Source organism: uncultured Nisaea sp. (assembly GCF_963974195.1).
Classification (GTDB): Bacteria; Pseudomonadota; Alphaproteobacteria; order Thalassobaculales; family Thalassobaculaceae; genus Nisaea.
The window spans coordinates 21,517-45,205 of record NZ_CAXBDC010000028.1; the positions used below are offsets into that span (position 1 = coordinate 21,517).

The 23,689-nt window shown below is 61.3% G+C and carries 19 protein-coding genes and 1 tRNA gene; 8 read left to right on the forward strand and 12 right to left on the reverse strand.

Annotated features, from left to right (window positions below; all coding sequences use genetic code 11):
* The first annotated feature begins 70 nt into the window (after nt 1-70).
* From AAC126_RS08395 to AAC126_RS08430, 8 genes are all read left to right on the forward strand, one after another.
* Complete coding sequence (locus AAC126_RS08395; protein ID WP_339852113.1) at nt 71-655, forward strand: sigma-70 family RNA polymerase sigma factor; 585 nt, start codon at nt 71-73, stop codon at nt 653-655.
* 15 nt (nt 656-670) lie between these two features.
* Complete coding sequence (locus AAC126_RS08400; RefSeq protein ID WP_339852116.1) at nt 671-1,759, forward strand: FecR domain-containing protein; 1,089 nt, start codon at nt 671-673, stop codon at nt 1,757-1,759.
* Between the two features lie 149 nt (nt 1,760-1,908).
* A complete protein-coding gene (locus AAC126_RS08405; protein ID WP_339852119.1) occupies nt 1,909-4,380 on the forward strand; it encodes a TonB-dependent siderophore receptor in 2,472 nt (823 codons plus the stop codon).
* Nucleotides 4,381-4,484: 104 nt separating this feature from the next.
* The gene (locus AAC126_RS08410) at nt 4,485-5,303 is read left to right on the forward strand and encodes an alpha/beta fold hydrolase (protein WP_339852122.1); all 819 of its coding nucleotides are present in this window, start codon (nt 4,485-4,487) and stop codon (nt 5,301-5,303) included.
* Nucleotides 5,300-6,082 (forward strand): ABC transporter ATP-binding protein, encoded by a 783-nt coding sequence (locus AAC126_RS08415; RefSeq protein ID WP_339852125.1) that lies wholly within the window; start codon nt 5,300-5,302, stop codon nt 6,080-6,082. The genes AAC126_RS08410 and AAC126_RS08415 overlap by 4 nt, the downstream gene beginning before the upstream one ends.
* Nucleotides 6,072-6,959, forward strand: a complete 888-nt coding sequence (locus tag AAC126_RS08420) for an ABC transporter substrate-binding protein (RefSeq protein ID WP_339852127.1) — start codon at nt 6,072-6,074, stop codon at nt 6,957-6,959. Before AAC126_RS08415 ends, AAC126_RS08420 begins: the two co-directional genes overlap by 11 nt.
* A complete protein-coding gene (gene fhuB / locus AAC126_RS08425; RefSeq protein WP_339852130.1) occupies nt 6,952-8,937 on the forward strand; it encodes a Fe(3+)-hydroxamate ABC transporter permease FhuB in 1,986 nt (661 codons plus the stop codon). Before AAC126_RS08420 ends, fhuB begins: the two co-directional genes overlap by 8 nt.
* Before the next feature lie 127 nt (nt 8,938-9,064).
* A complete protein-coding gene (locus tag AAC126_RS08430; protein ID WP_339852132.1) occupies nt 9,065-10,774 on the forward strand; it encodes a glycosyltransferase family 4 protein in 1,710 nt (569 codons plus the stop codon).
* A 12-nt stretch (nt 10,775-10,786) separates the two neighbouring features.
* Here AAC126_RS08430 and AAC126_RS08435 read toward each other — a convergent pair whose 3' ends face one another.
* From AAC126_RS08435 to AAC126_RS08490, 12 genes are all read right to left on the reverse strand, one after another.
* Entirely contained in the window at nt 10,787-12,529 is a 1,743-nt protein-coding gene (locus AAC126_RS08435; RefSeq protein ID WP_339852135.1) for a glycosyltransferase family 4 protein, read from the reverse strand.
* A 14-nt stretch (nt 12,530-12,543) separates the two neighbouring features.
* Nucleotides 12,544-13,641: a hypothetical protein gene (locus AAC126_RS08440; RefSeq protein WP_339852137.1), complete on the reverse strand. Its 1,098-nt coding sequence runs from the start codon at nt 13,639-13,641 to the stop codon at nt 12,544-12,546.
* Nucleotides 13,631-15,073, reverse strand: coding sequence for a hypothetical protein (locus tag AAC126_RS08445; RefSeq protein ID WP_339852140.1), 1,443 nt, complete (start codon nt 15,071-15,073; stop codon nt 13,631-13,633). The genes AAC126_RS08440 and AAC126_RS08445 overlap by 11 nt, the downstream gene beginning before the upstream one ends.
* Nucleotides 15,074-15,204: 131 nt before the next feature.
* Nucleotides 15,205-15,939: a hypothetical protein gene (locus AAC126_RS08450; RefSeq protein WP_339852143.1), complete on the reverse strand. Its 735-nt coding sequence runs from the start codon at nt 15,937-15,939 to the stop codon at nt 15,205-15,207.
* Nucleotides 15,940-16,048: 109 nt separating this feature from the next.
* A complete protein-coding gene (locus tag AAC126_RS08455; RefSeq protein WP_339852145.1) occupies nt 16,049-17,005 on the reverse strand; it encodes an NAD-dependent epimerase/dehydratase family protein in 957 nt (318 codons plus the stop codon).
* 2 nt (nt 17,006-17,007) lie between these two features.
* Nucleotides 17,008-17,823, reverse strand: coding sequence for a glycosyltransferase (locus AAC126_RS08460; protein ID WP_339852148.1), 816 nt, complete (start codon nt 17,821-17,823; stop codon nt 17,008-17,010).
* A gap of 15 nt (nt 17,824-17,838) precedes the next feature.
* Entirely contained in the window at nt 17,839-19,062 is a 1,224-nt protein-coding gene (locus AAC126_RS08465) for a glycosyltransferase family A protein (RefSeq protein WP_339852150.1), read from the reverse strand.
* A gap of 140 nt (nt 19,063-19,202) precedes the next feature.
* Nucleotides 19,203-19,931 (reverse strand): hypothetical protein, encoded by a 729-nt coding sequence (locus AAC126_RS08470; protein WP_339852152.1) that lies wholly within the window; start codon nt 19,929-19,931, stop codon nt 19,203-19,205.
* Between the two features lie 116 nt (nt 19,932-20,047).
* Complete coding sequence (locus tag AAC126_RS08475) at nt 20,048-20,944, reverse strand: sulfotransferase (protein ID WP_339852154.1); 897 nt, start codon at nt 20,942-20,944, stop codon at nt 20,048-20,050.
* On the reverse strand, nt 20,941-22,335 hold the full coding sequence (locus AAC126_RS08480) for an ABC transporter ATP-binding protein (protein ID WP_339852155.1): 1,395 nt from the start codon (nt 22,333-22,335) through the stop codon (nt 20,941-20,943). The genes AAC126_RS08475 and AAC126_RS08480 overlap by 4 nt, the downstream gene beginning before the upstream one ends.
* Nucleotides 22,325-23,191, reverse strand: coding sequence for an ABC transporter permease (locus tag AAC126_RS08485; protein ID WP_339852157.1), 867 nt, complete (start codon nt 23,189-23,191; stop codon nt 22,325-22,327). Before AAC126_RS08485 ends, AAC126_RS08480 begins: the two co-directional genes overlap by 11 nt.
* Nucleotides 23,192-23,534: 343 nt before the next feature.
* Nucleotides 23,535-23,611 (reverse strand) — tRNA-Met (locus AAC126_RS08490).
* Between the last annotated feature and the right edge of the window lie 78 nt (nt 23,612-23,689).

A 23,689-nucleotide genomic window follows, 5' to 3' on the forward strand; every position in this document is an offset into this window, starting at 1 on the left:
CATTCCCGCCTGAAGCGCCGATCACGTCATACGGACGATGGCATTATTTTCCGGAGCTCGATGAGCACCCATGCCCGCGCCCCCAACGGCAATGGACCTGGTCCTGACGCATCGAAGCGAGCTGATCAGCTATGCGCGCCGCATTGTCGGCAGCCATTCGACCGCGGAAGACGTGGTTCAGGAAGCCTATCTGAAATACTGGGCCCATGCCGGCGCGGGTGACGACAGGCCGGAGCAGATCTCCGAGCCGGTCGGCTATCTCTACCGCATCGTCCGGAATCTTGCCTTTGACTGGCACCGGCGCCCCGCGCGCACGCTGACCAGCACTGTCAGCAGCGAAATCCTCGCCACCTATCCGTCCCAGGATGCATCGCCGGAAATGGATGCCATGTGGCGGCAGGAGCTTGCTGCCGTTCAGTCCGTTATCGACAGCCTGCCCGAGCGCACCCGTATGGCCTTCGAGATGCACAGGCTCGGCGGGAAAACCATGCAGGAAGTCGCCGACCATCTCGAAATCTCGGTCACGCGTGTGCATCAAATGATCAAGCAGGTGCTGATGAAATGCGCCCTGCATCTGGAAAAACTGGAGCATAACGAGCACGACACATCCGTGCGCGAAAATGCCCCTGAAAAAAAGCGCGGTTCACGCGTCTAGTATTGAGGAGAGCCGATGCAACAGAACGAAGACGCGCCCCGCCGCGCCCATCGAGGCACGGGAAAACGGGACCCGGAAGAGACTTCTTCCGGGCATGGTGAAGACCGGCTTGATGCCGCCCTTGATGCCGCCACGGACTGGCTGCTTCAACTGCGCGCCTCGCCCGATGACGCCGGTTTGCATAAGGCTTTCACGCGCTGGCTCACAGCGTCCGAATTGCATGGCGCCGCATTCCGGCGGGCCGAAAAGGTCTGGCAGGTCAGCGGAGCGGCCACACCCGCCTTCTCCGGGCTTTGGGAAAACCATGCGGACACGGCCGGGAGCACAACCCCGGCCGCCACCGTCACCCCCCTCAGGCCACATCGGGGCCATCCTGTCCGGCGTGCGGTGTTTGCAGGTGCTCTCGCCGCCTGTATCGCCCTGATCGTGTTCATCGCCGCCGCGCCGCCGGACTATGCCGACGCGGACCTTTCCAGCGGTGTCGCCGAAGTTGCGCAGTATGATCTCTCCGACGGGAGCCAGGTCACGCTCAATGCCGGCAGTGCCCTGAAAACAACGCTCACCGAACAGATGCGGCAGGTCACCATACTGGCCGGGGAAGCATACTTTGCCGTCCAGTCCGACCCGAAGCGCCCCTTCAGGGTCGTGGCGGGCGACACCGTGGTGACCGTCACGGGCACGGAATTCGGAACCCGCCTCGCCGACAAGACCGTCACGGTCGAGGTGGAAGGCGGACGGGTCAAGGTTGCTTCCGGGGCGGCCAGCCAGAAAAAGCCGGTTGCGACGCTCACTCGGGGAGACCGGCTTTTCCTTGAGCGCGGAACAGGCGAGGCTATGCGGACAGAGGTTCCCGTCTCGCATATCGCAGCCTGGCGCCGCGGGCTTCTGATTGCCGACAAGGAAAGTATCCGCGACCTCGTGGAACGGATTGAGCCTTATTATCCGGGACGCATTTTCCTCGCCCCCGGCGGGGTGGCTGACAAGCGGGTCAGCGGTGTGTTCGATCTGAGTAACCCCATCGAAGCGCTGCGGGCCGCCCTGCATCCGCACGGTGCCTCCGTGCATGAAATCCCCTCTCTTCTCGCCGTGGTCACACCGGGTTGACCGGTGCCGGATCAGACCACCGAAAAAAAATTCGTCCCCGCCCCTTAAAAAACGAAGCCCCCATCCGTCTGGTCTTTTGCGAATTGTTCTCATTCGCATGGGGATTGCATTTGCGCCGTCTGGCGCATCCGTAAAGGGGATACTGAATAATGATTGTCCGAAAGGCACGCACGCGCGCCACATCCCGTGGTAACGCGCCGGAAATCCGGCGCGACCGCAGGGGATTGCTTGCAACAACAAGCGCACTGGCGCTGGGCGTCGTCGTATTGACCGGCTCGCACGCGCTCGCCGAAGCCGTCACGCCGCAGCAGGCCGAAGCGCCGGGTGCGGCGCGCGAACTGGCCCAGGCAACCGAAGCGCACGATTTCAACATTCCGTCCCAACCCCTGGCGGAAGCGCTGATCACCTTCGGACAGCAAGCCAATTTGCAGGTCGCGTTCGAGCCGTCCATTGCCGAGGGTCTGACCTCCAGCGCAGTATCCGGCAGCTACAATGCTGAAGACGCGCTCCGCATCATGCTGGCGGGCCTTCCCCTGCAGCACGATTTCACCGGTGCCTCCAATGTCACCATCAGCAAGCTGGGGCAAAGCAGTGATGGCACGGTCACGCTGCGCAAGCTGACGGTCGAAGCCACCGAGCAGACGGCGACCGGGCCGGTCGAAGGCTATGTCGCCACCCGTAGCGCCAGCGGCACCAAGACGGACACGCCGCTGATCGAAACACCGCGCGCGATCTCCGTCGTGACCGCCGACGAAATCGCCGACCGCAAGGTCCAGAGCGTCGAGGAAGCACTGCGCTATACGGTTGGCGTGCAGGTCGATGCCTATGGCAACGACATGCGCTTCGACCAGATCCGCTCCCGCGGCTTTAACCTCGTCACCACCGCCGACTTCCTCGACGGCATGCGTCAGCCGAATATCGGCTGGCTGTCCTATCCGCATACCGAAGCCTACGGGCTCGAGCGCCTTGATGTGGTGAAAGGCCCCAACTCGGTACTCTACGGTCAGGTAAGCCCGGGCGGCCTCGTCAACCGTGTCACCAAGCGTCCGACAAAAGAAGCCCACCACGAGGTCGAAATCCAGCGCGGTACCGACGAATATGCCCAGGGACAATTCGATCTCAGCGGCCCGGTCCTCGACCGCGACGACGTCCAGTATCGCGTCGTCGGTGTTGCCCGCGACAGCGAGTCCAACATCGTGGGCGTGGTCAATAACGTGAAATATTTCGCTCCGTCCGTCAGCTGGCAGCCGACGGAGAAGCTGGAAATCACCCTGCTCGGCAGCGCGCAGGAATACGAGACCGCCGGCTCACCGCGCCCCTATCAGGATGCGAACGGAAAGATCACCACCTTCTGGACCGGGGATGAGGATTTCGACAAGCTGAAGCAGCAGCAATATTCAGGCGGCTACGAAGCAAAATACGAGATCAACGAGACTTTCTCGCTACGACAGAACCTGCGTTACACAGACCTCAACACGATCAATCAGTATGTCAGCAAAACGCTGCAGAGCGATGGGTATACCTTCTCGCGCACCGCTTACGGCATCTACGAGGACAGCCAGCACATCACCGTCGACACGTCCGGTCAGGCCCGCTTCAACACGGGCGCCTTCGAGCATACGCTGATCGCTGGTGTCGATTACCTGCATATCGACGGCAATGTCGAATACACCTATGGCAGCGCGCCGGACCTCGACATGCGCTATCCGGACTACGACCAGGACATCAACCGGCCGACGAACAAGATCAGCTGGCAGAACACCGAAGCACACCAGATCGGCTTCTACGCCCAGAACCAGATCGCCTACGAGAACTGGCGGCTCAATCTCGGCCTGCGTCACGACGAGGCGGAAACCACCAAGAACAATCTGCTGACGGACACGAAGACCTCACAGGAAGACGGTGCGACCACCGGCAGCGCCGGCCTGCTCTATCTCTTCGATAACGGCTTCGCGCCTTATGTGAGCTACTCCACCTCCTTCATTCCGGAACTCGGAACCAACAAGGCCGGTGCCTATCTCGATCCGACTGAAGGTGAGCAGGTCGAGTTCGGCTTGAAATATCAGCCTCCGGGCAGCCGCAGCCTCTTCACGATCAGCGCCTTCAATCTCGTCCAGAAAAACGCCAAGACCTCCGACCCGGATGATCCGACCAACACCATCCAGACCGGCGAAGTCCGTTCCCGCGGGATCGAGCTGGAAGGCAAAACGGAAATCCTCCAAGGCCTCGAACTGGTGGCCAACTATTCCTACACGGACATGGAAGTCACCAAGAGCAACGATGGCAATGAAGGCAATGTGCCGGTTGGCGTGCCGGAGCATCTGGCCTCCGTCTGGGGCAATTACAGCTTCACCGACCCGACTTTCGACGGGCTCGAACTCGGCCTTGGCGCCCGCTATACCGGCGAAAATTTCGCGAACACCGCCAACACGGCGAAGAATGACGCCTGTCTCCTGTTCGATGCCCGTATCAGCTACAGCCTCGACAAGTTCGCCCCGGGCGCGACCTTCGCGGTCAACGGCACCAATCTCGGGGATGAAGACCAGGTGATGTGCGAAAGCGGCTATTGCTATATTGGCCGCGGCCGTACCGTCATCGCCAGCCTGAACTACCGTTGGTAGGCGGCTGAAACTTGACGTTTGATCTGACGAATGGGTGCCCGGCCTCACAGCCGGGCACCTGCTATTTTGACGTCCCGTGCACTGATTTCCGCGGCAGCGGCGATTTGTACCGGATCTTCGTCCATGTCCCCGATGGTGAGCCACCGGCGGATGGCTGGCCCGTGCTCTACATGACCGATGGCAATGCCGTCATCGCCACCGCCGCCGACGCCCTGCGCGCGCAGGCGGGCTATCCCAAGGGCACCAACGTCTGCAAGGGCATGATCGTCGCGATCGGATACCCGACGGACGACGCCTACGACCCCCTCCGGCGGTCCTGGGATCTCGGCCCGCCCCCCGGCGCCGAATACCCGCCCTTCTTCGAGAACACACCGATCGTGCGGACCGGCGGGGCCGAAGAATTTCTCGACTTCCTGCTGCGGACCCTGCGCCCCTCGCTGGAGCGCCATTATCCCATCGACCGGACGAAGCAGACCTTGTTCGGCCACTCTTTCGGCGGCCTTTTCGCGCTCTATGCGCTGTCTCAACATCCGGACGCATTCCGGAACTGGGTCGCGGCCAGCCCGGCGATTTACTGGGAAGACGCGATTGTCCGCACCTGCCTGGACCGGATGACGGAAGCGGACTGGAGCAAGCTCACCGGTCGAGTGCTGCTTTCCGCCGGGGAATATGAAAACGACGTGCCCGCACCCTTCGAGGTTGGACGGGAAGACGAGGAGCAACGTCTCTCCCATCGCCGCAAAATCCGGACGGTCGGCCTTGCGGAGGAGCTTGCCGCCGAAATCGTGGAGCGGACCGGGCGCAAGGATGCCGCCTCGTTCGAGCTCTTCGCCGGGGAGAACCACATGTCGGTATTACCGGTCGCCGTGAACCGGGCCGTGCAGACCGCTTTCGACTGGGCCGCCGGAAAAAGCACCACATGACCTCCTCTCCACTCTTCTCCCTCGAGCACGTCGGCTGTGCCTATGACGGCCAGCCTGTCCTGCACCCGCTGACGCTGGATCTGCCCGCCGGTTGCGTGATCGGCCTGCTGGGGCATAACGGATCCGGCAAGTCGACCCTGATGAAAATCCTGGCGCGGCAGATATCTCCGGGCACCGGGCATGCCCAGTTCGAGGGACGCCCCCTTGGTGATTACGCACCACGGGAGCTCGCCCGCCGGCTTTCCTATCTGCCGCAACAGAACGCGGACACGGATGGTCTGACAGTCCGGGAACTGGTCGCGCTCGGCCGCTATCCCTGGCACGGGCCGTTCGGACGCACGAGCCAGGCGGATGAGGCAATCTGCGAGAAGGCACTGGTGGCAACCGATACGGCGCGCTTTGCCGATCGCTTCGTCGACAGTCTTTCCGGCGGGGAGCGGCAGAGAGCATTCCTCGCCATGCTCGTTGCCCAGGATGCGCGCTGCCTGCTGCTCGACGAGCCGATCTCCGCGCTCGATATTTCACAACAATACGAGCTCATGGATCTCGTCTCCGGTCTGAGCCGCAATCATGGCCGCTCCGTGATTGTCATTCTGCACGATCTCAACATCGCCGCCCGCTATTGCGACCGCATCATCGTGCTCTCCAGCGGAAACCTGACCGCGTTCGAGACACCCGTCGACCTGATGCAGCCGGACCGGCTCCAGGCGCTGTTCGGTGTACCGCTTGGTATCTTCCCGCATCCGGATACCGGGCAGGCCATCAGCTATGTCCGGTAAATCCCGGGCGATCTCCCGCCGCGCCTTCACCGGCCTCGCCCTGGCAGGAGCGTTCGCGCCCTTCCATGCCCGTGCATCTGACCACGAGCCGCGATTTGTCACGCCGGATCATGGCCTTGCCCAGACCCTGATCTCGATCGGGGCGGATCTCGCCGGAATCGCCCAGATCCCGAACTGGAATGTCTGGACCATCGAGCCTGCTCTGCCGCCGGACGTGGTCAATCTCGGCACGGCGCGGGAAATGAATCTCGAGCTGCTGCAACGGCTGCAACCGAATCTCATTGTCTCCACTCCCTACCTCGAGGGTGTCCGGCATCAGCTCGAACGCATTGCACCGGTCCTGTCCTTCCCGATCCACGCGCTCGGCACCTCGCCCTATCCCAACATTCTGGCCGCGACGCGCAGGCTGGGCGCGCTGTCCGGACGGGAAGCCGCCGCCGAAGAGCTGATCGCCGGGACGGAACATCTGTTCGAGACAACACGTCCGAAGCTCTCGCGGCTGAGGAAGCATCCGCTGGTTTTCCTGCATTTCATCGATACAAGGCATGTCCGGATCTATGGTCCGAACTGCATCATTCAGGATGTGCTCGACCGGCTCGATCTGCGGAACGGCTGGCCGGGATCGATCAACGGCTGGGGTTTCGCCACCGCCGGGATCGAGAGTCTGGTCGATATCGGCGACGCCTGGGTTCTGGTCTTCGATCCCGTGCCGCCGGATGTCGAAGCCCTGCTCGCGGGTAACCCGCTCTGGCAGAACCTTCCTTTCGTCCAGGCAGGCAGGGTGCGGCGCTTTCCGAACGTGCTGGCTTTCGGCACCCTGCCCGCGGCAACCCGCATGACCCGGCTTCTCCTGAAGCTTGAGCGCGATCATGCCTAGTACGTCCCGCCAGACCATGCTCTGGGCCGTGCTGTTCGCGGCACTGGCGGCATTCGCCGCCACGATCAATCTTGGCCCGGGCCTGATGGATCTCGGCCTTGTTCGCCTGACGGGAACGCCCGATCTGCGGGATATCGACGCGCTGCTGATGCGATTCAGCCTGCTGCCGCGTCTGGCAATGGCACCCCTCTGCGGGATTGCACTCGGCATGGCGGGCGCCCTCTTCCAGCAAGTCCTGCGCAATCCTCTGGCCTCGCCCTCGACCCTGGGCGTTGAGGCCGGGGCCGGGCTGGCCATCGCGCTGGCCATCCTGTTCATGCCCGCATTACTCGGCTGGAGCCGGGATCTGGTGTCCCTGACAGGCGCCGGTTTTGCCTCGGGCATTGTCTTCTTCCTGTCGCGGAAATTCGCCTTCCGTCCCCTCGCCGTGGTCCTTTCCGGCCTGATCGTCGGCTTCTACCTCAGCGCCTTGTCGTCCACGTTCATCCTGCTGAACGATTACCAGCTCTCCGGTCTGTTCATCTGGGGAAGCGGCTCTCTCAGCCAGCAGGACTGGCGCCCCTTCTGGGATCTGCTCCCCCGCATCGCGATGTGCGCGGTTGCGGCGGGCCTGCTTGTCCGGCCGATGACGGCCTTGCAACTGGACGAGACGGCGCGCGGCCTCGGCCTGCGCATTGCGACGATCCGCGCGGCGGCGCTCGCTCTCGCGGTCATCCTCACTGCCTTCACCGTCAGTGCGGTTGGCGTGATCGGCTTCCTCGGCCTCGCGGCACCGGCCATCGCCCGGGCCATCGGAGCCCGGACATTCCGCAGCCGTCTGTTCCTGGCCCCCCTGGTCGGCGCCTGCCTGCTGACGACAACAGACCAATCCCTCCAGCTCCCGAGCAAGGCCACGGGAATGTTCCTTCCCGCAGGCGCCGTGACCGCCGTGCTCGGGGCACCCGTGCTTTTCCTGCTGATCCGGAAGCTGCCGGCCGCGCCGGCATCGGTTATGGGCGCAACAGCCCTCACCCTGGCCCGGCGCCCTCTCCTCCGTGTCGTGGTTCCCGTCAGCATTCTGCTGCTCGGCCTGTTCCTGGGCGCAACAGTCATCGGGCGGGACGGGAGCGGACAGTGGGTGCTGGATACCGGGGAAATGCTGGACCGGTTGCTGATCTGGCGCCTGCCGCGTTCGGTTGCCGCCGGCACCGCGGGCGCATTGCTGGCCATTGCCGGTGTCATTCTGCAAAGACTGCTGCGCAACCCGATGGCCAGCCCGGAAGTTCTCGGTGTTAATGCTGGCGCTGGCATGGGGCTGCTTGTCGTTCTGCTCTGTGCCGCCGCGCCCGGCCATCTCGCGCTCACCTCCGGCGCCGCGATCGGTGCCCTCTCGGCCCTCGGCCTGCTGATTTTCAGCATCCGCAAGTCCGCGCTGTCGGGCAACAGGGCCCTCATGGCGGGCGTGGCGCTTGCCACTTTCCTGTTCGCACTGCTCTCGGTTGTGACCGCGACAGGCGATCCGCGCGCGCTCATCCTGCTCGGCTGGATGGCGGGATCCACCTACAAAGCCGATATGACGAGTGCCGCCGCGCTGGTGGGGGCGGCTGTGCTGACACTGCCCTTTCTGCCGCTACTGGCCCGCCAGCTGGAGCTGCTTTCCGTGGGCAGCGTCCTCGCGCGCGCGACCGGTGCAAGGGTGGAACGCATTCAGCTCCTCGCACTCACACTCGCCGGACTGCTGACAGCGGTCGCGTCTCTCGGCGTCGGCGCCCTCAGCTTCATCGGCCTCATCGCCCCGCAGATCGCCCGGCAGGCAGGCTTGCAACGATGCCTGCCACAAATCATCGGCGCGGCACTGATCGGCTCAACGCTAATGGTGGCGGCGGATTTCCTCGGCCGAACCATCTATTTCCCCTGGCAACTCCCCGCCGGGCTTTTGAGCGCACTGATTGGCGGGCCGATATTGATGATCGTGCTGCTCTGCAAGAAGAGAGCGTAAGGGCCGTATTTTGTTCCCGGTCTGCTATTCCATCGAGACCGGCCACGCTTTACGGACCAGCGTTAGGGAACTATATCAAACACCTAACCTTCTTCGCCCTGCATCTACAAAAACCGGGAAACAGCTTATGGCGGGCGGCTGCGCCATCTACATCGGCGACAACCCGATGCGGCAACAGACCAATCCATTCGGCAAGGATATCGCAAATCGCGGACTGTTCAGGGCATTTGCAGAGCATGGCCCGTGGGACGATCAGCTGTTCCTTGTGCACAACAAAATCGACGATGTGAAACTGGCGTCAAACCTGTTTGACGGTGGGCCGGCGCCAAAACCGATCCTTTCGACCTCCATTCTGAATCACCGGGCGATCTCTGCTCGCGGCACCTTGTTCCGTGGCCAGGCAAAAATCGGGGACCTGGCGTGGCAGCGGCGTCAGACCAACGAACGGGCCTACAGCCTTGTTGGGCTGGTCCATTCTCTCGCGCCCCAGGCAATGCGGGCCTATACGGCCGAAGCCGTGACAAGCCCGGTAGAGCCATGGGATGCCCTGATATGCACATCACCGGCGGTTGAACGTCACCTACGCACACTGCTGGAAGAAACAAGCGACTATATGACGGCGCGCTTCGCCGGCCCCGGTGCGCAGCGACAATTGCCACTGCCACACCTGCCCGTGATCCCGCTGGGGATAGACGCCGCTGCCTTCGCCGCTCGCGGCGAAGCAAGCCGGCGCCGCGAGGCGCGGGAGTATTTTGGCGTCGCCGAAGACGCCTTCGCCCTGCTTTGGGTCGGACGCCTCTCGTTCTTTGAAAAGGCTTATCCCCAAGCCATGTTCGCCGCCGCCGAGGAGACCGCGCGGCGCACTGGCCGGGCCGTTGAATTCCTGATGGCAGGATGGTTCCCCGATGGCGACCAGGGACGCGGTCACTGGGAGGCTGCGGCAACTCTGTATGCCCCATCAGTAAAAGTGCGTTTCCTCGACGGAAACGACAGCGGCGTGCTCGAACGGATCTGGGCAGCGTCGGATGTCTTCGTCTCGCTGGTCGACAATATCCAGGAGACGTTCGGGATCACCCCGATCGAGGCGATGGCCGCCGGCCTGCCAGTGGTCGTCAGCGACTGGGACGGCTACCGGGCAACGGTACGTCACGGCGTCACCGGCTTCCGCATCCCCACCATGATGGCGCCGGGCGGGACCGGCAGACAGATGGCGCAACGCCATGCTCTCGGCATGGACAACTACCAGATCTACGTCGCCCAGGTTGCCGCCCATGTGGCGGTCAATGTCCGGGCAGCCGCGGATGCCCTGACCGCCCTGGCGACGGACACGGCACTGGCTGCACGAATGGGCGCGGCTGCAGCCGTGCACGCGCGCCAGACCTTCGACTGGCCGGTGGTGATTGCCCAGTATGCGGCATTGTTCGAAGAGCTGAGAGCCATCCGCCAGTCTGCGTCAGCCTACGAGGCCGACGGCGCCCCCCGGGCCAACCCGGTCCGAAACGACCCGTTCGGCGCGTTCGCCAGCTTCGCCAGTACCCGGTTGGACGGAGATATCCTGTTCCGCCCGGCACCGCCGGCTGCGGTAACGGAGAGTCTGGCGCATCACAATACAGCGCTGAACAACCTCACCGGTATCTGGCGCTTGCCCCCCGAAGCCACCGACCGTATCCGCACTCTGGTCACCGAACGCGGCGAGATATCCTTGATGGAGCTGGTCGCGGCCGTCGGCCAGGTGCCGCATGAGTTCCTGGCCCGGCATCTTGTATGGATGTGCAAGGTCGGCCTGCTTGATTGGGCAACCACTGAGCCCGTGGAAATCGACGTGCCGGACCGGTAAGGCTCGCTGGTCCTACCCCTGCCGCCGTTCGCGCCAGGCGCTTTCCCAGCACTCCTCGTAGTTTCTGGCGATTGCGGCAACGCCGAACCTTGCGCGCATGCGTGGTGCGGCATCGCGTGCCGCCACGGTGAACGCCGGGAGCTGGTCACGCCATTTCAGAAATCCGGCACCAAATTCCGCACCACCGGCGATATCGCTCGATACGAAGCCAGTGTGATAATCGTCAAGAACCGGGCCGATATCACCGACATCCGTCGCGTAGACCGGCACCCCCATCGCCATAGCTTCCAGCATCGCGATCGGTAATCCCTCATAGTGTGAACTCACGATGAGGCCGGCAAGGACGGGATAGAGACGGGTCAGATCGTCACAGAACGGGATGCGCGTCACGTTCGCGAGGCCCTTCTCACGAATGAAGGCATCGCAGTCCGGCCCAAGCACGCCGTCGCCCACAAGAACGAAATGATCACTCTTTCCAGCTTTGGCGGACTCTGCCGCGAGCGTAAGAAACGCAAGCGGGTTCTTCTGCTCCACAAGCCGGCCAATGAAAGCAAAGCACGGACGGTCGGCGGGAAGACCGTGTGCCCCAGCGAGTGCCGCTCTCTCCTCCGCGCTTGGCTCCGGTCTGTCGAAGCGCGGCGCATCGATTGCCGAGTAGATAAGATCGATACTCCCGGCCGCCATGCCCAGTCTGTCGGTAAAGACATCGCGAATACGGCTGTTGATCGCGATAAAGCGATCGAAGGACTGGATGCCCGCTTCACCGTATCGCTGGATCCAGCCTTCATTCGTGTCATAAACCTGCTGGTCGACGATGGGCACGTCACTGAACAGCGCACGCAGCGTCCTGGCATTGTCGGCAAGCCATGGCGAGCCGTTACAGATCCAGACGAGATCGGGCCGGTAACCCTCCTTCAGCTTTTGTAGCAGCTGCATATGGTGATGGTTTTCCGCAATCTCGGCGAGATCGTAGATCACCTCGGCAACCGTCGACATCTGATGATGCAGACTGCCTTGATCCTTGTGCAGACGTTCGGTGGTCACGACCACGAAATGATACTTGTCGCGAAGCGCGCGGATGATCTCGATTGTATTGCGCTCAACGCCGCCGACCGCGAGAAAGATCGGCAGGACAAGCACGACAGGACGATCGTCTGTCAGCGGCGTCGGACTCCAGGCACCCGAATAGGCTGCTTTCGGCGAAGCATTGCCGACACGAAATTCTGCGATTGTCCCGGCCGGATGCGTCACCGCTTGTTCCGGGAACAATGCGTCGAGGGTCGTGCTCCCCACCCCCTCGCCCGGCTCGGGCAACAAGCGCAAGACTCGCCCCGTCATCGGACCGGGTGTGGCTCCATACCGGCGCAGCGAATGATTAGGCCCGGAAAGGCACCGCATCGCGGGCGGCTCCTCCAGCCCGTGAGACGCAAGCACGATATCAAGGCCGTTCACTTCCGCCGCGAGCGTCATGTTTCTGAGATGAGCCGCACCGAGGCGTGGTGCATTCGGGTCCGGCGCATAAACCAGCCCCCCCGAGAAGGTGACGAGTGCAGCTTCATCGATAATCGTGAAACCGTCATAATCGCCCGTTGGATCGGTTGATCCGGGCAGGACAACGGCGAAGGGGACCTGCTCGTCATGATCGGTTGGAGCCGGTGTCATTGGCGCTCCGCGCACCAGCGCCCGCAATGTCGAAAGCATGCGATCACCGCCCGGCAGTGACAGCAAAATCCTGGCAATAAGCCGTTTGAACATCATAATTCCTGCACTCACGGCGCGCCGACATGATCCCGATACCAGTCCTTGAAGGACGGATCGGGAGCAACCTGGAACGGATTTTGGAAGGTCGCTTCGACATCGGGATGATGTCTGAAGAAACGGCGCTCGGCCATGGTGATCGGCGTTCCGTCCAGATAGCAGGCATAGGCCCAGACTCGGCGGCCTTCGGTTTCCTGTCCTTCAGCCCTGCAAGCCTCCTCGTACCAGTCCAGCAAGGGAGCAACCGCAGTTTGGCTCGAGCCATAGGCCTTGTTGACGGTCGTGTGCGCCCCAGAGTCAAAACCGGTGAAGTGATAAAACCGCAAGGGGGTTCCATTCACCTCGAGGCCATTCTCCACGGAACCGGACACTTTACGGTGGATCAGGTTCCAGGCAGCCACGTTGTAGCCCGGGTCCGTCAGTATTTCGGTATCGGGGAAGAACACGGGAACAAGATCGCCCCACCGCTGATCCGTAAAAAGCCCTTCGGAAACCTCGTCGATACAGAAATGGGTCAGCCGGTCGGCCCACCATTCAGCAAAGCGGCGCCCCTCCGGCTGGTCGGCGACGGCAAAGAAACCAAAATTATAGACGCCATGGCGCAGCAGGATGATTTCGTGATCGCGGATCGCCTGAAGATAATCACCCCCGCTGTCTCCGGTGCGGATTGGCGTCAGGTCATGCGGCGTTAACAGGATCGGTCGCTCTTCCAGGCGCGCCGCGATAGGAGAGAGATCTCCAAATACAGCAACATCGGGATCAAGGAAGATGACCTTGTCATGGCGCGGATCGGCGAGAAGGCGCTTCAGAGCCGTTCCCTTCACCGCCGTCGACGCCTCGACAATCGAGTGTGAGAACACCCAGGCTTCGAACCGTCCCGGGGCCAGCCCGGACTCCATGAGCTCCGCAGGACCAATAACCTCATCGAAAGGCTCTTCCGAAAGATCCAAATCATCCGGCCATGGCTCCGAGACCACGGCGACAAACCAGCATTCAGGGTGCTGGCGCTTGACCGATTTGGCGAGAACGCGCGCTTTGGGTAAATAATTCGCGACAATGCTGGTGAAGACCGCCGTGCGGTTCAGCCCGGCCGCCGTTTTATTTGTCATGACGCACTTTGCCCTGTTTCGGCTTCAATAACCCCGTCACCCTGCGGAGCGGAGCTGTTACTTTCCATGAGGTCGATCGATAGACATTTGCCAGCCTGTCGTCGGAATCCGACAGCTCCTGCCGGGCGGACGACAACTCTTTCTGCAGACGCTCAGTTCCGGCCCGTTCCCGCGACAGGGCGTCTCTCAACCCGACGATCGTGCGCGCGGCCCATTGCCCAGCCTCAGATATCTGCGGCATCCGGAAATCGAATACGAAACTAACATGCCCCTCCCTGACCCGATCCCGAATGGTCTCAGGCACATTTATCCGAACGCGGTTCGGGCTGTCATTCTCCCGTAGCCAGCGCAAGATTCCGGGCGGCGCCGACACGTTGTTGTCATCGACCATGGTCATGGCGCCCGCCTCCCGCGCGGTCCACAATGTAGCCCCCCTTTCCACGCATCTGAGATTGGAAATCTCAAGCGCGCCGGCGCGCGCCTCCATCACCAGCTCAAAAGCAGCGGGAGTATCAACCAGACGCGGCACCTCGATATGGACGCGGACCGGCGCCCGGCCCAATGTAGCCTCAGCTCTCACCCGATGCGTGCCGCCGATCACCGCCCCCGCCTGTTCCCACTCCAGCGTGAACCGGCAGGATGTCCTGGGCTCAGGGGGAGCAATTTGGACGGCGGGCTTAACCCGATTGGCGATCGTTTCCGGTTCGCGCAAAAGACCGGCAAGCAGGTGGCGTGCACCTTCCGTCGCCTCCGGCATCGCCCATCCGTTCGGACCAACGGGGAACACATTGACGAGATCATCGGCAAGATCGATCAGCCGCGGTATTTTCATCGCTTCCGCGATCGCGGCGGGAAACGAGGGGACGCCCACGAAAGCTGAACAGCCAGCGAGAAAAGTGGACAGCTCCCGGGCGTCCGAGAATTCCCGCAACTCCCCTTCGATACCAAAATAGTTTGGCAACTCCTTGCTGAAACCGATCAGGGTCACCGGACCAAAGCCATCCAGGATTTCCGCAAGCCGCTCGTTCGGACGGTTCCGATAACGCGGTGTGACGGAGACCGCGATCCCCTTACCCGGTGTTGCTGACACCGATTGCTCTATCCAGGCACGTGCAGGATCGACGCGGGCTCCAAAAGCCATTGCGTGCGCATGAACCAGGTGCCGTCGCTCCAGAGGCTGCAACCGGAACTGGTCCAGAATATAATCCACACCCAATGTCGCAGGAGCAATGTGCTCAAGTGGCAGCCCCTTGACCAGCGTGGACACTTTCGCCTGATACCCGTACCCCGCCCCCAAGCGGACCGGCACGCCGACAATATCCACCGTTTTGATGGTCGGTTGCTCCAGCAACAGGGAAACCAGGGATTTCGCCATTGCCTCCGTGAGAATTCGACCGCCGGCACCGGGATCCTCGCAAACGTTCAGCATCATATGGGTAATGCCGAGCGCACGAACCGTCGGCAGTGCGTAAATGATATCGCCGATATTTCCGCTATGAATTCCCGATATGGCTCCCGGGTCCGGATCTTCTCCATGCCGGGAGAACCGGTCGAATATCGGCGTCATGCGCCGCTCCCGCCAAGCGCGCCGCGCATGTCATCAAGGGCGCGCCCGTGAGCCCGGCGTTTGGCATTCAAAAGATCTGCCCCGGCCGCCACCATGTCCAGACGGGAGAGCTGATCCGCAATACCGTCCAACTCCGCGGCAAAGCAGGCCGGAAGCCCCTCAACCGGATCATGGTCAATCAATAATGCAGGCTTCAGGATCCCGTTCGCGAGCGCCGCCGTGAACGGATCAGCGGTGATGACGAGATCATGCCTACTGATAAGATCAACCCAGTCCACGCGTCGCGATGCCACCAACGACCACACAGCATCGTTGCGGAGCATCCCGGCAAGGTCTTCCTGGTTTCGGGAGGCTGCGGTCAATGTGTATTTCCCGAGCAACTGCTCGACCAGCCTCCGCATCCAGGGCTCATCCCCCGTTGCATCGATCAATACCGAGGACAAGGCCCGCGTCGGAGCTTCCGGCAGGGGCTCGAACAGGGCCAGCGCCGGGCCATCGAGCGGCGCCGTCACGATTTTTTCCGGGCCGATTTCGGCAATGGTTGATGGCGAGAATGAAATAATTTTGTCGATATGCGCGACGGCGGCGGCATCAATCCCGTCTGCAAAAACCAACCATGACCGCCTGTCCGACGGCATCGCATCGTCACAGAGTGCTATCAGCGCATCGGCCTTTGCCGTTCCGGCTTCCGTTGCTGCTACCCCGTGTACCGCGAAGACTTCAGCCGCCATGATATTCTGCCCCCCATTTTGAGCCTAGTTTATATCAAACTCCGGGGCGCACCGAAATCAGCGGAGAGAAGCCGGCCGCACCGCATCGGATCCAAACCCCGGCGCGAGCTCAGGAACGCGGGGCGATCACCCCCCGCAACCAGTCGAGCGTTTGGGAAAGGCCCGTTTCGATCCGGGTCTCCGGACGCCAGCCCAGATGCTCCAGGGCACGCGAAATATCAAGGATACTGGCCGGGACATCGAGAGGCCGGCCCGGTTTGCGTTCAACCTGGAGCGGCGTATCGAACAGGGGTTCAATTTTGGAAATGATGTCGTTCAGGCTCAATCCGCTGCCGCCACCGATATTGAAAAGCCCGTGCGGGCCATCGTAAATCGCTGATGCGGAGAGCGCGGCGGTCAGGTCCCCGATATAGATATAATCGCGAATCACCTCCCCCGTCCCCCAAATCTCGATCACCTCACCAGTCAGCGCGCGATGCAAAAATGCAGCGATAGCGCCTTGTCCCCGCAAAGGATTCTGATGTGGACCATAGGGATTGGCCACCCTGAGAATGATCGCGTCCAGACCACGCTGACGACGGCTGATCGCAATGTATTTTTCTATTGCGAGCTTACTGACGCCATAGGCGTTGATCGGATCTGTCGGCGCGGTTTCAGGCGTCGGGACCGGAACGTCCGGGCCATACACAGTGCCGCCCGAAGAAACAAAAACCAGACGCGCATCTGACTCGGCCAACATATCGAGCAGGGCCAGGGCCGGCAGAATGGAATTGCCCACATCCCCTGCGGGATCCGCGTTCGCCGAGGAGGGTGTCGAGGATGATGCGAGATGGAAAACCGTATCCGCCCGCCTTACCAGAGCCGACAGGCATTCATGGTCATCAAGTCCCGCCTCGACCCACTCCACATCTCCAGGGCATCCGTCTGGCGCCGGCCGCATATCGAACGCAATCACAGCCGCACCATCGTCGCGAAGCCGATGAACGAGATTCCACCCGATAAACCCGCCGGCCCCGAGGACAAGACAGCTTTTCCCCAGAAGCGGCTGCGCGGCGCGAATAGCCATGATCACACGCCCTCTTCACGGAGATAACGATTACCGGCCAGGCCAGCCTTCACATCCGTCATCGAAAATGACTCGGCGTATTCTCCGGCGATCTTCTTGAACAGACGACGGACCTCGGTGGTGACAGCACTGCCATCCTCCTTGATCGTGTTGGAGGCATGTGTCCGGTACCGGACCAGAATTTGCGGAAGGAACAATACATTGCCGAGCAATGCGGCCCGCAACGCGAAGTCCCAGTCATGCACATAGCGATAGTCGCGGAAACCGCCGATCTTTTGATACAGCCGCTTGCTGAACAGCATATTGCTCGTGGTCGCGATGAAGTTCTGGTTGGCCAGTATTGGCAGAAGATCATGTTCCGCAAGATGATCGCGAACCTTCATCTCCCGGGGAAACGGAAATTCCGGAGATAACGGCCCCCGCTTGATACCAAGAGGGGCACCGCCATCGTCCATAAGCGCGATATGCCCGGTTACGAAATCATACCGCGTCCGGTTTACCGCCATCTGTACCGCCTCGAAACGAGCCGGTACGAAGATATCATCGGAGTTAAGCACTGCGAGCCAGGGCTGACCGGCCGCTTCCGCCAACTGGTTCAACCGCGCATGCGCGCCAATATTACCGCCTTCGGGCGGTGTAAGATCCCTGACCCGTCCCGAGCGCTCTGCCGCGAGCCTCGCGATCACAGAGCGGCTTTCGTCACTGGATCCGTCATCCGCCAGCAAAACCTCATGAACCAGCGGGCTGGCCAGGGCCGACTGAACCGCGTCAGCGACATAGTCCTGATGGTTGTAGACGGGAATTAGAACACTAAACACTCCGCGCTCTCCAGTTCAGCCACCAACCGCGCGCCGAAGCATACGGTAGACTGAAACCACGAAGGGGCGGCGCGTTGCCCAGAGGCGCAGTGACGACATGAGGCGCCCTCTTCCCATCAACTGCGGCAGTCCGGAGTTCCCGTCCGGATAAAGCTGACCGGGCGGAATGAGTGAGCCGGTGAATTCGATGAAGGCGGTCCGGTTCATGTCATCGCGGAACCGGGTAAGCGCCACGTCATAAGCGGCGCCTAGATTGGCCTCAGGATCGGTCTCGGCCAGGATATAGCCTTGCGCATAGGCCAACCGGAACATGGCCGACAATGCCGCCGCATGCCAATGCTCGCTGCCCATCCGGCCGCTTCCCTCAAGCAAACGAATCCAGGCCTTCAGCCCTTCGATCAACAACAGTTGATCGGGGATCTTGAGATCTTCTTCCGGCAGGATCGGTTCACTCAGAGCCTGTGAAACCCGCTCGGGCGCCACCATGGCCGCCACGTCAGGGTGAATGCGCACGAATTCCCGCGCCGCGTTACCGGCGCTGACCTGGCGGCGCAGGAACCCTGCGACGTCATATTTGTGATGATGCGTGCCCACCGAAAGCGGCGCGTAGATGATCGTAAGGCCCTGTGACCGGTTGAACAGCCGGTACGCGAACTCGATATCCTCATACCCATAAGTCTGGAAAGAAGCGCTGAAACCGTCTTTCGCCCAGCTCTTCGCGACCGACTTCTTGACCGAGATGTTCGCGGTATAGAAAAACCGCCAGTCGAGTTCGGTATAGGGTGGGATATGCGCATACCCGAATTGCTCGCCGCCGCCGCCCTGGATATGGCTCATCACGAAAGACACGTCGAAGTCATCTGGCGACGGCCAGACGACCTTGCCGAGAACCGCGACATTGTCGCCCGGCATCCGCTCGTGCAACTCGGCGTGAGCGCGGAAGAAATCGTCATTGACCGGCGTGATATCATCGCCCAGGAACAACAAAACATCGTGCCGCGCCATGTCGGCACCGACATTCCGGGCCACGCCGGCACCGCTGTTTTCGATCGTTGTCCAGACCAGGTTGTCGAAACGCTCGGCGCATTTTTCAAGCTGATCGGCGGCATCGTTCGTCGAGCCGTCGTTTACCACGACGAATTCCAGCTCGATCCCTCCCGCGTGCTCCATGCATTTATCGAGCAGGTCGGCCAGCGACCGACGCGGGTTATAGGTCGGGATCACTACTGAAAGGGCCACGCTCGGGTCCACGAAAGTAATAAAAAAAGAAGGTTAGCCGCCGGGTAGTGACAGAACGATAAAATTTTGTCAACCAACCCCCACCTCCTATCCTTCTCACACTTCGCGGGCAGTGACAGCGCTAACGGGGCCGCTCGTCACTATGCTTTAGCGTCGTGATCCAACTCAGCGAAGGCTTCGTCCATCTCCCCGGCATTCCCCTGGACCGCCGCCCGGAAAATCGCGTCAAAGGATGCGACCTTCTCCGGCAGTCCGGTGTGGTCGCGCATGGTACGGGCACGGTGATGCCGTTCCGCCGGATCCAGATACCGGTCGACCTCCTGTGCCCCCGGTCCGTTCTGATCAAGAGCCAGAGCTGACATACCCGGCAGCATGAATGCCGCGCCTATCCGTTCAATCAGCCCCCGCCAATCGCTCAGCAGCTGGTCATAATCCACGAAGATGCGATGCGCCCCACGCGTGTCGCGTTCCGCTTCCGACATATAACGCCACCAGAGCCATGCCGCGTCTTCCAGAGCCATACCGTCACGCGTGTTCAGGGACGCGGCAACCTCAGCCGGATCCCGGCGCACCAGAATGAAACAGGGTTCAACGTCATCCAGAAGCGGACGCCAGAGTCGAACAAACCGGCATAGCCGCGGGTCCTTAAGCCCCCAATCGCTGGACGTTCCGCGCGGAAAGTCGTGGTCCAGCACAGCACGAATAGAAGCCCGCGCCTCATCCGCCGCGGCACTCTCCAACCAGTTTTCCGGAAACGGATCTGTGCTGCTCCAGTGCGAGCCCATGGCGCGCAACAGGATTTCATGGATCGGCACGATACTGTTGTGCTCGTAGAAACCGAGTGAATTGGAGCCTTCCTCAGGCGGCATCAAATTGGATCCGAGATCCAGCCCCAGACGCCAGAGGGTCCCACTCAGCGCGGAAGTTCCACTGCGATGCATACCCAGCACGATCAAGGCTCGGCGGGCCGGCGCCGTTCCGTCCGTCATGGGGCGGCTGGTACTCTGGAGGGCGCGCGCTCGCTCATCCCATCCGCCAAATACCCAAATGCCTCAAGCGCTGCGTGGTTCTCGTTCTGGATGGTTTCAAGCACGTCTTCGGGGATGATCCGCCGCCAGCGGAAAAGGCTCGGAGGCTCGGCGATCTCGCCGATGGCATGGTCCAGCTGTCTCTGGTCAAGATCCAGAAAGGCCAGAACCTCGCGGCCCACATCCCAGGGCCGCTGCGCCAGATCTTCCAGACGTACCCGCAGATACCGGCCGGGAAGCTCGCGCTCCGCCCAGCGCGCGGCGTCCAGGTTCGCCTTGCTCCAGAGCCGGCATGATTCAATCGGGTCGTCGTCGCCAACCCTCTCCCTGCCAAGCACCGCCTCGTAATGCTTGATGAATTGCCACTGGTTGGTGGACACGGCCATGTCACGGCCGTCACGCACCATGTGAATGACGCGCATTTTTGGGAATATGGCGCGGATGACAGGCAGCACATACATGGCGCGCGGGTTCTTCCAGCCCCATCGCGCCGCAGCCCTCGGTCGCCCGGCAAGCCAGTGACGCACACAGCTGCTGAAATCTCCGACAACCCGCTTACGCAGTCCGTCAGACAGCGAGTCCAGCCGGTAATCCAGACTGCGTGTCTCCGTCATCACCGCGTTGATGTAATCATCGAGACACTGTTCGAAAGGCATCGCGTCGCCAACATTGTTGACGGCGTCACCATCGCCCATGAAGACTCCGGCCCGTTCCAGAATAACCCGCATTGCCCGGGTTCCAGATCCCCCGGTCGCACAGATGATCACGGGCTCCGCCATAACGCCCCGCCCAAGCATGCAGGCAAGCGTCTGGCCAATCCCGGTCGGCAGTAATGTCGCGCTAGGTCGGGTCATGGTTCGCTCGTGCTCAGGTTATCGTCACGGTTTGTAGAGAAGGATATATCCGGGTCGAGTTCAAAATCGACCAGTCCCTGGGGCATCAGGTCCGGATCGGCCTGCACGCGGAACATGACGGAATCGATGATGCGGTGCAGGAACCCGAATTCGCTGTTCGCGCGTCCCATCACCCCACAACTGATCGTATAGTGGGATGCGGAAAACAGACGGCACGTAAAAGTGAAGGATGCCGTCGCGCGCTCCCCTTCGGTCACGCTCAGCGTCAGCTCCGACGGCCGCGCAGACCGGCTGCCGCCCAGCGGATATCCGGCATGGGTCCGGATCATCATCTGAAACAGCACCTGCCAGGCGTCGGCGAGAAACTCGACATCGAAGCAAAACCGGTACTGATTTCCCCGGATCAGGGTATTGACCGGCACCCCTTCCAGAGTTTCGATCCGGGGATTCAGGATCCGGGCACCATTCTCCGGCAACTCCGTCCGGCCCTTGGCCGTCAGATTGACATCATGGCTTTCGCCGACTGCGGTCTCAGGCGCCATTCCTGATCCAGTGCCGGTATCATCTTCAATGGCGCCACTGGAGGCGCCGCCCGAGCGGATATCGCGAATGATTTCGCGGCGGCTTTCCGCCGGTGCGAAGACCAGGCGATGAAACTGGTCGATCACCGATTTCGGCTCGCCATCAAGCAGCACTCCGCCGTCATCAATCAGGAGCGCACGCCGGCAAAACTGAATCACCGCCTGCGGGCTGTGCGAGACGAAGAACAAGGTGCCGCCGGCTTCCTGGAAGTCCCGTATCCGCGCGAAACACTTGTTCTGAAAACCCTCGTCCCCGACCGACAGTGCCTCATCCACAATGAGGATGTCAGGCTGAACGCTGATGGCGAGAGAGAAGGCCAGGCGAACATACATCCCGCTTGAATAGGTCCGGACGGGCATATCGATATAATCGCCAATATCGGCAAAATCGATGACCGCATCCATACGCTCATCAATCTCATCGCGAGAGAGGCCGAGAATAGCGGCGTTCATATAAAGATTATCACGGCCGCTGAAGTCGCCATTGAACCCGGCGCCGAGTTCCAGCAGGGCGGAAACCCGCCCGCGTACCAGCGCCTGGCCCCTGCTGGGGCGCAACGTACCGGCCAGAACCTGCAGAAGCGTGGACTTTCCCGCTCCGTTCCGTCCCACCAGCCCCACGGCTTCTCCGCGCCGGATATCGAAGGAGATATCCTTGAGAGCCCATGATTCCTGATAATACTGGCGCTTGCCGCCCAGCGCCCATTGCTTGAGCCGGTCAATCGGGGTCGTGAAGGTACGGTAAACCTTGTCGAGATCCTCGACCCGGATCACCACGTCGTCGGGCAAAAGAGCCCCGTCAGATGACATCCGCGAAAGTCCTCTTGCACCGGACGAAGACGTAAAAACCGATCCAGGCAACAATGAATGCGGCACCACTATAAATCGTCAAACCCAGCCACTCCGGGGGCATTCCGTCCAGCAGAACGCGCCGTAACCCCAAAATCGGAACGGTCAAAGGATTGAGATAAACCACGTCACGCATCACCTCCGGTAAGGTTTCGATCTTGTAAAAAACCGGCCCGAGGAACAACAGCACAGTTGCCATCAATCCGGTCACATGCCCGATGTCACGCAGGAACACGCCAACAGCCGAAAGAAACCATGCAACCCCGGCCATCATGATCACGAAGGGCAGCAGGACCAGAGGCGCCAACAGCGCGGTCAGGGGCAGGGTCCCCGATGTCGCCACATGGACGACGAGCATAACCAGAAGGCCGATCGATGCCGTCGTCGCGGCGCTGATCACCGACGCCAAAGGCAGCAGTTCTGTCGCCAAAACGAATTTTTTGATGAGATTGGGATTGCCCAGCACCACGTTCGGCGCCCGGGTGATCACTTCGGCCAGAAAACCGTGCAGGACCAGACCAGCGAACAGAAACTTCGCGAAGGTCGTAAGGTCCGTCGTCGCATCAATCCTTGCCGCCTTCGGCGAGAACATCGTCCCGAACAGAAACGTGAAAACCGCGAGCATCAGCAAGGGCGTCAATACCGCCCAGAACAACCCGGCGAACGAGCCGGTATATTTCGACGCCACCTCGCGGCCAACCATGCGAATCAGCAGCAACGGATTGCGCCAGACCACGATATAGGGTCCAAGCGCAGAGCCGATAAAAGACGGAGCCTTGACTGCGGCGGCATTCACTGTGACGGAAGATACTGGCATGTTCATGGATCTAGCAGTTAGCTCATGAAAAGGCGAGCCGGGATTGGGACTGCGTGCTGAGCGCGAAAGCACTCGAACCTCGGACCCCGCTGATTACAATCTAGCTGCTGTACCGACTGAACGACGCGCGCGAAAAATAGGGAACTCGCCCCGAGCGGTCAACCTCGACAATGCGTGTGAAGATCCGGGTAAAATTCCCGCCCCCAGCAGATATCCTTTACCCATGAAGCATGCGAGTTTGAGCACTGATCTGCGCGCACGTTTTTTGTTCTAAAAAGGCATTCCGGAATCAAAAACGGCTCACGCTGGATATGCGTAAGCCGTTGATATTGCGTGGTTGATTTGGTTGCGGGGGCAGGATTTGAACCTGCGACCTTCAGGTTATGAGCCTGACGAGCTACCGGGCTGCTCCACCCCGCGCCATGGGTGTGATTGTTTTGCATTGTGGAGGTTAAGCTGTTTTTCGACGTTTTGCCTTGTTCGTAGATGACCTGGCGG

What these genes read in the sequence shown, in the direction of transcription:
- AAC126_RS08395 (WP_339852113.1), top strand. Translation starts at nt 71, where the DNA reads ATGCCCGCGCCCCCAACGGCAATGGACCTGGTCCTGACGCATCGAAGC.
- AAC126_RS08400 (WP_339852116.1), top strand. Translation starts at nt 671, where the DNA reads ATGCAACAGAACGAAGACGCGCCCCGCCGCGCCCATCGAGGCACGGGA.
- AAC126_RS08405 (WP_339852119.1), top strand. Translation starts at nt 1,909, where the DNA reads ATGATTGTCCGAAAGGCACGCACGCGCGCCACATCCCGTGGTAACGCG.
- AAC126_RS08415 (WP_339852125.1), top strand. Translation starts at nt 5,300, where the DNA reads ATGACCTCCTCTCCACTCTTCTCCCTCGAGCACGTCGGCTGTGCCTAT.
- AAC126_RS08420 (WP_339852127.1), top strand. Translation starts at nt 6,072, where the DNA reads ATGTCCGGTAAATCCCGGGCGATCTCCCGCCGCGCCTTCACCGGCCTC.
- fhuB (WP_339852130.1), top strand. Translation starts at nt 6,952, where the DNA reads ATGCCTAGTACGTCCCGCCAGACCATGCTCTGGGCCGTGCTGTTCGCG.
- AAC126_RS08430 (WP_339852132.1), top strand. Translation starts at nt 9,065, where the DNA reads ATGGCGGGCGGCTGCGCCATCTACATCGGCGACAACCCGATGCGGCAA.
- AAC126_RS08435 (WP_339852135.1), bottom strand. Translation starts at nt 12,529, where the DNA reads ATGTTCAAACGGCTTATTGCCAGGATTTTGCTGTCACTGCCGGGCGGT.
- AAC126_RS08440 (WP_339852137.1), bottom strand. Translation starts at nt 13,641, where the DNA reads ATGACAAATAAAACGGCGGCCGGGCTGAACCGCACGGCGGTCTTCACC.
- AAC126_RS08445 (WP_339852140.1), bottom strand. Translation starts at nt 15,073, where the DNA reads ATGATGCTGAACGTTTGCGAGGATCCCGGTGCCGGCGGTCGAATTCTC.
- AAC126_RS08450 (WP_339852143.1), bottom strand. Translation starts at nt 15,939, where the DNA reads ATGGCGGCTGAAGTCTTCGCGGTACACGGGGTAGCAGCAACGGAAGCC.
- AAC126_RS08455 (WP_339852145.1), bottom strand. Translation starts at nt 17,005, where the DNA reads ATGGCTATTCGCGCCGCGCAGCCGCTTCTGGGGAAAAGCTGTCTTGTC.
- AAC126_RS08470 (WP_339852152.1), bottom strand. Translation starts at nt 19,931, where the DNA reads ATGCCGCCTGAGGAAGGCTCCAATTCACTCGGTTTCTACGAGCACAAC.
- AAC126_RS08475 (WP_339852154.1), bottom strand. Translation starts at nt 20,944, where the DNA reads ATGACCCGACCTAGCGCGACATTACTGCCGACCGGGATTGGCCAGACG.
- AAC126_RS08480 (WP_339852155.1), bottom strand. Translation starts at nt 22,335, where the DNA reads ATGTCATCTGACGGGGCTCTTTTGCCCGACGACGTGGTGATCCGGGTC.
- AAC126_RS08485 (WP_339852157.1), bottom strand. Translation starts at nt 23,191, where the DNA reads ATGCCAGTATCTTCCGTCACAGTGAATGCCGCCGCAGTCAAGGCTCCG.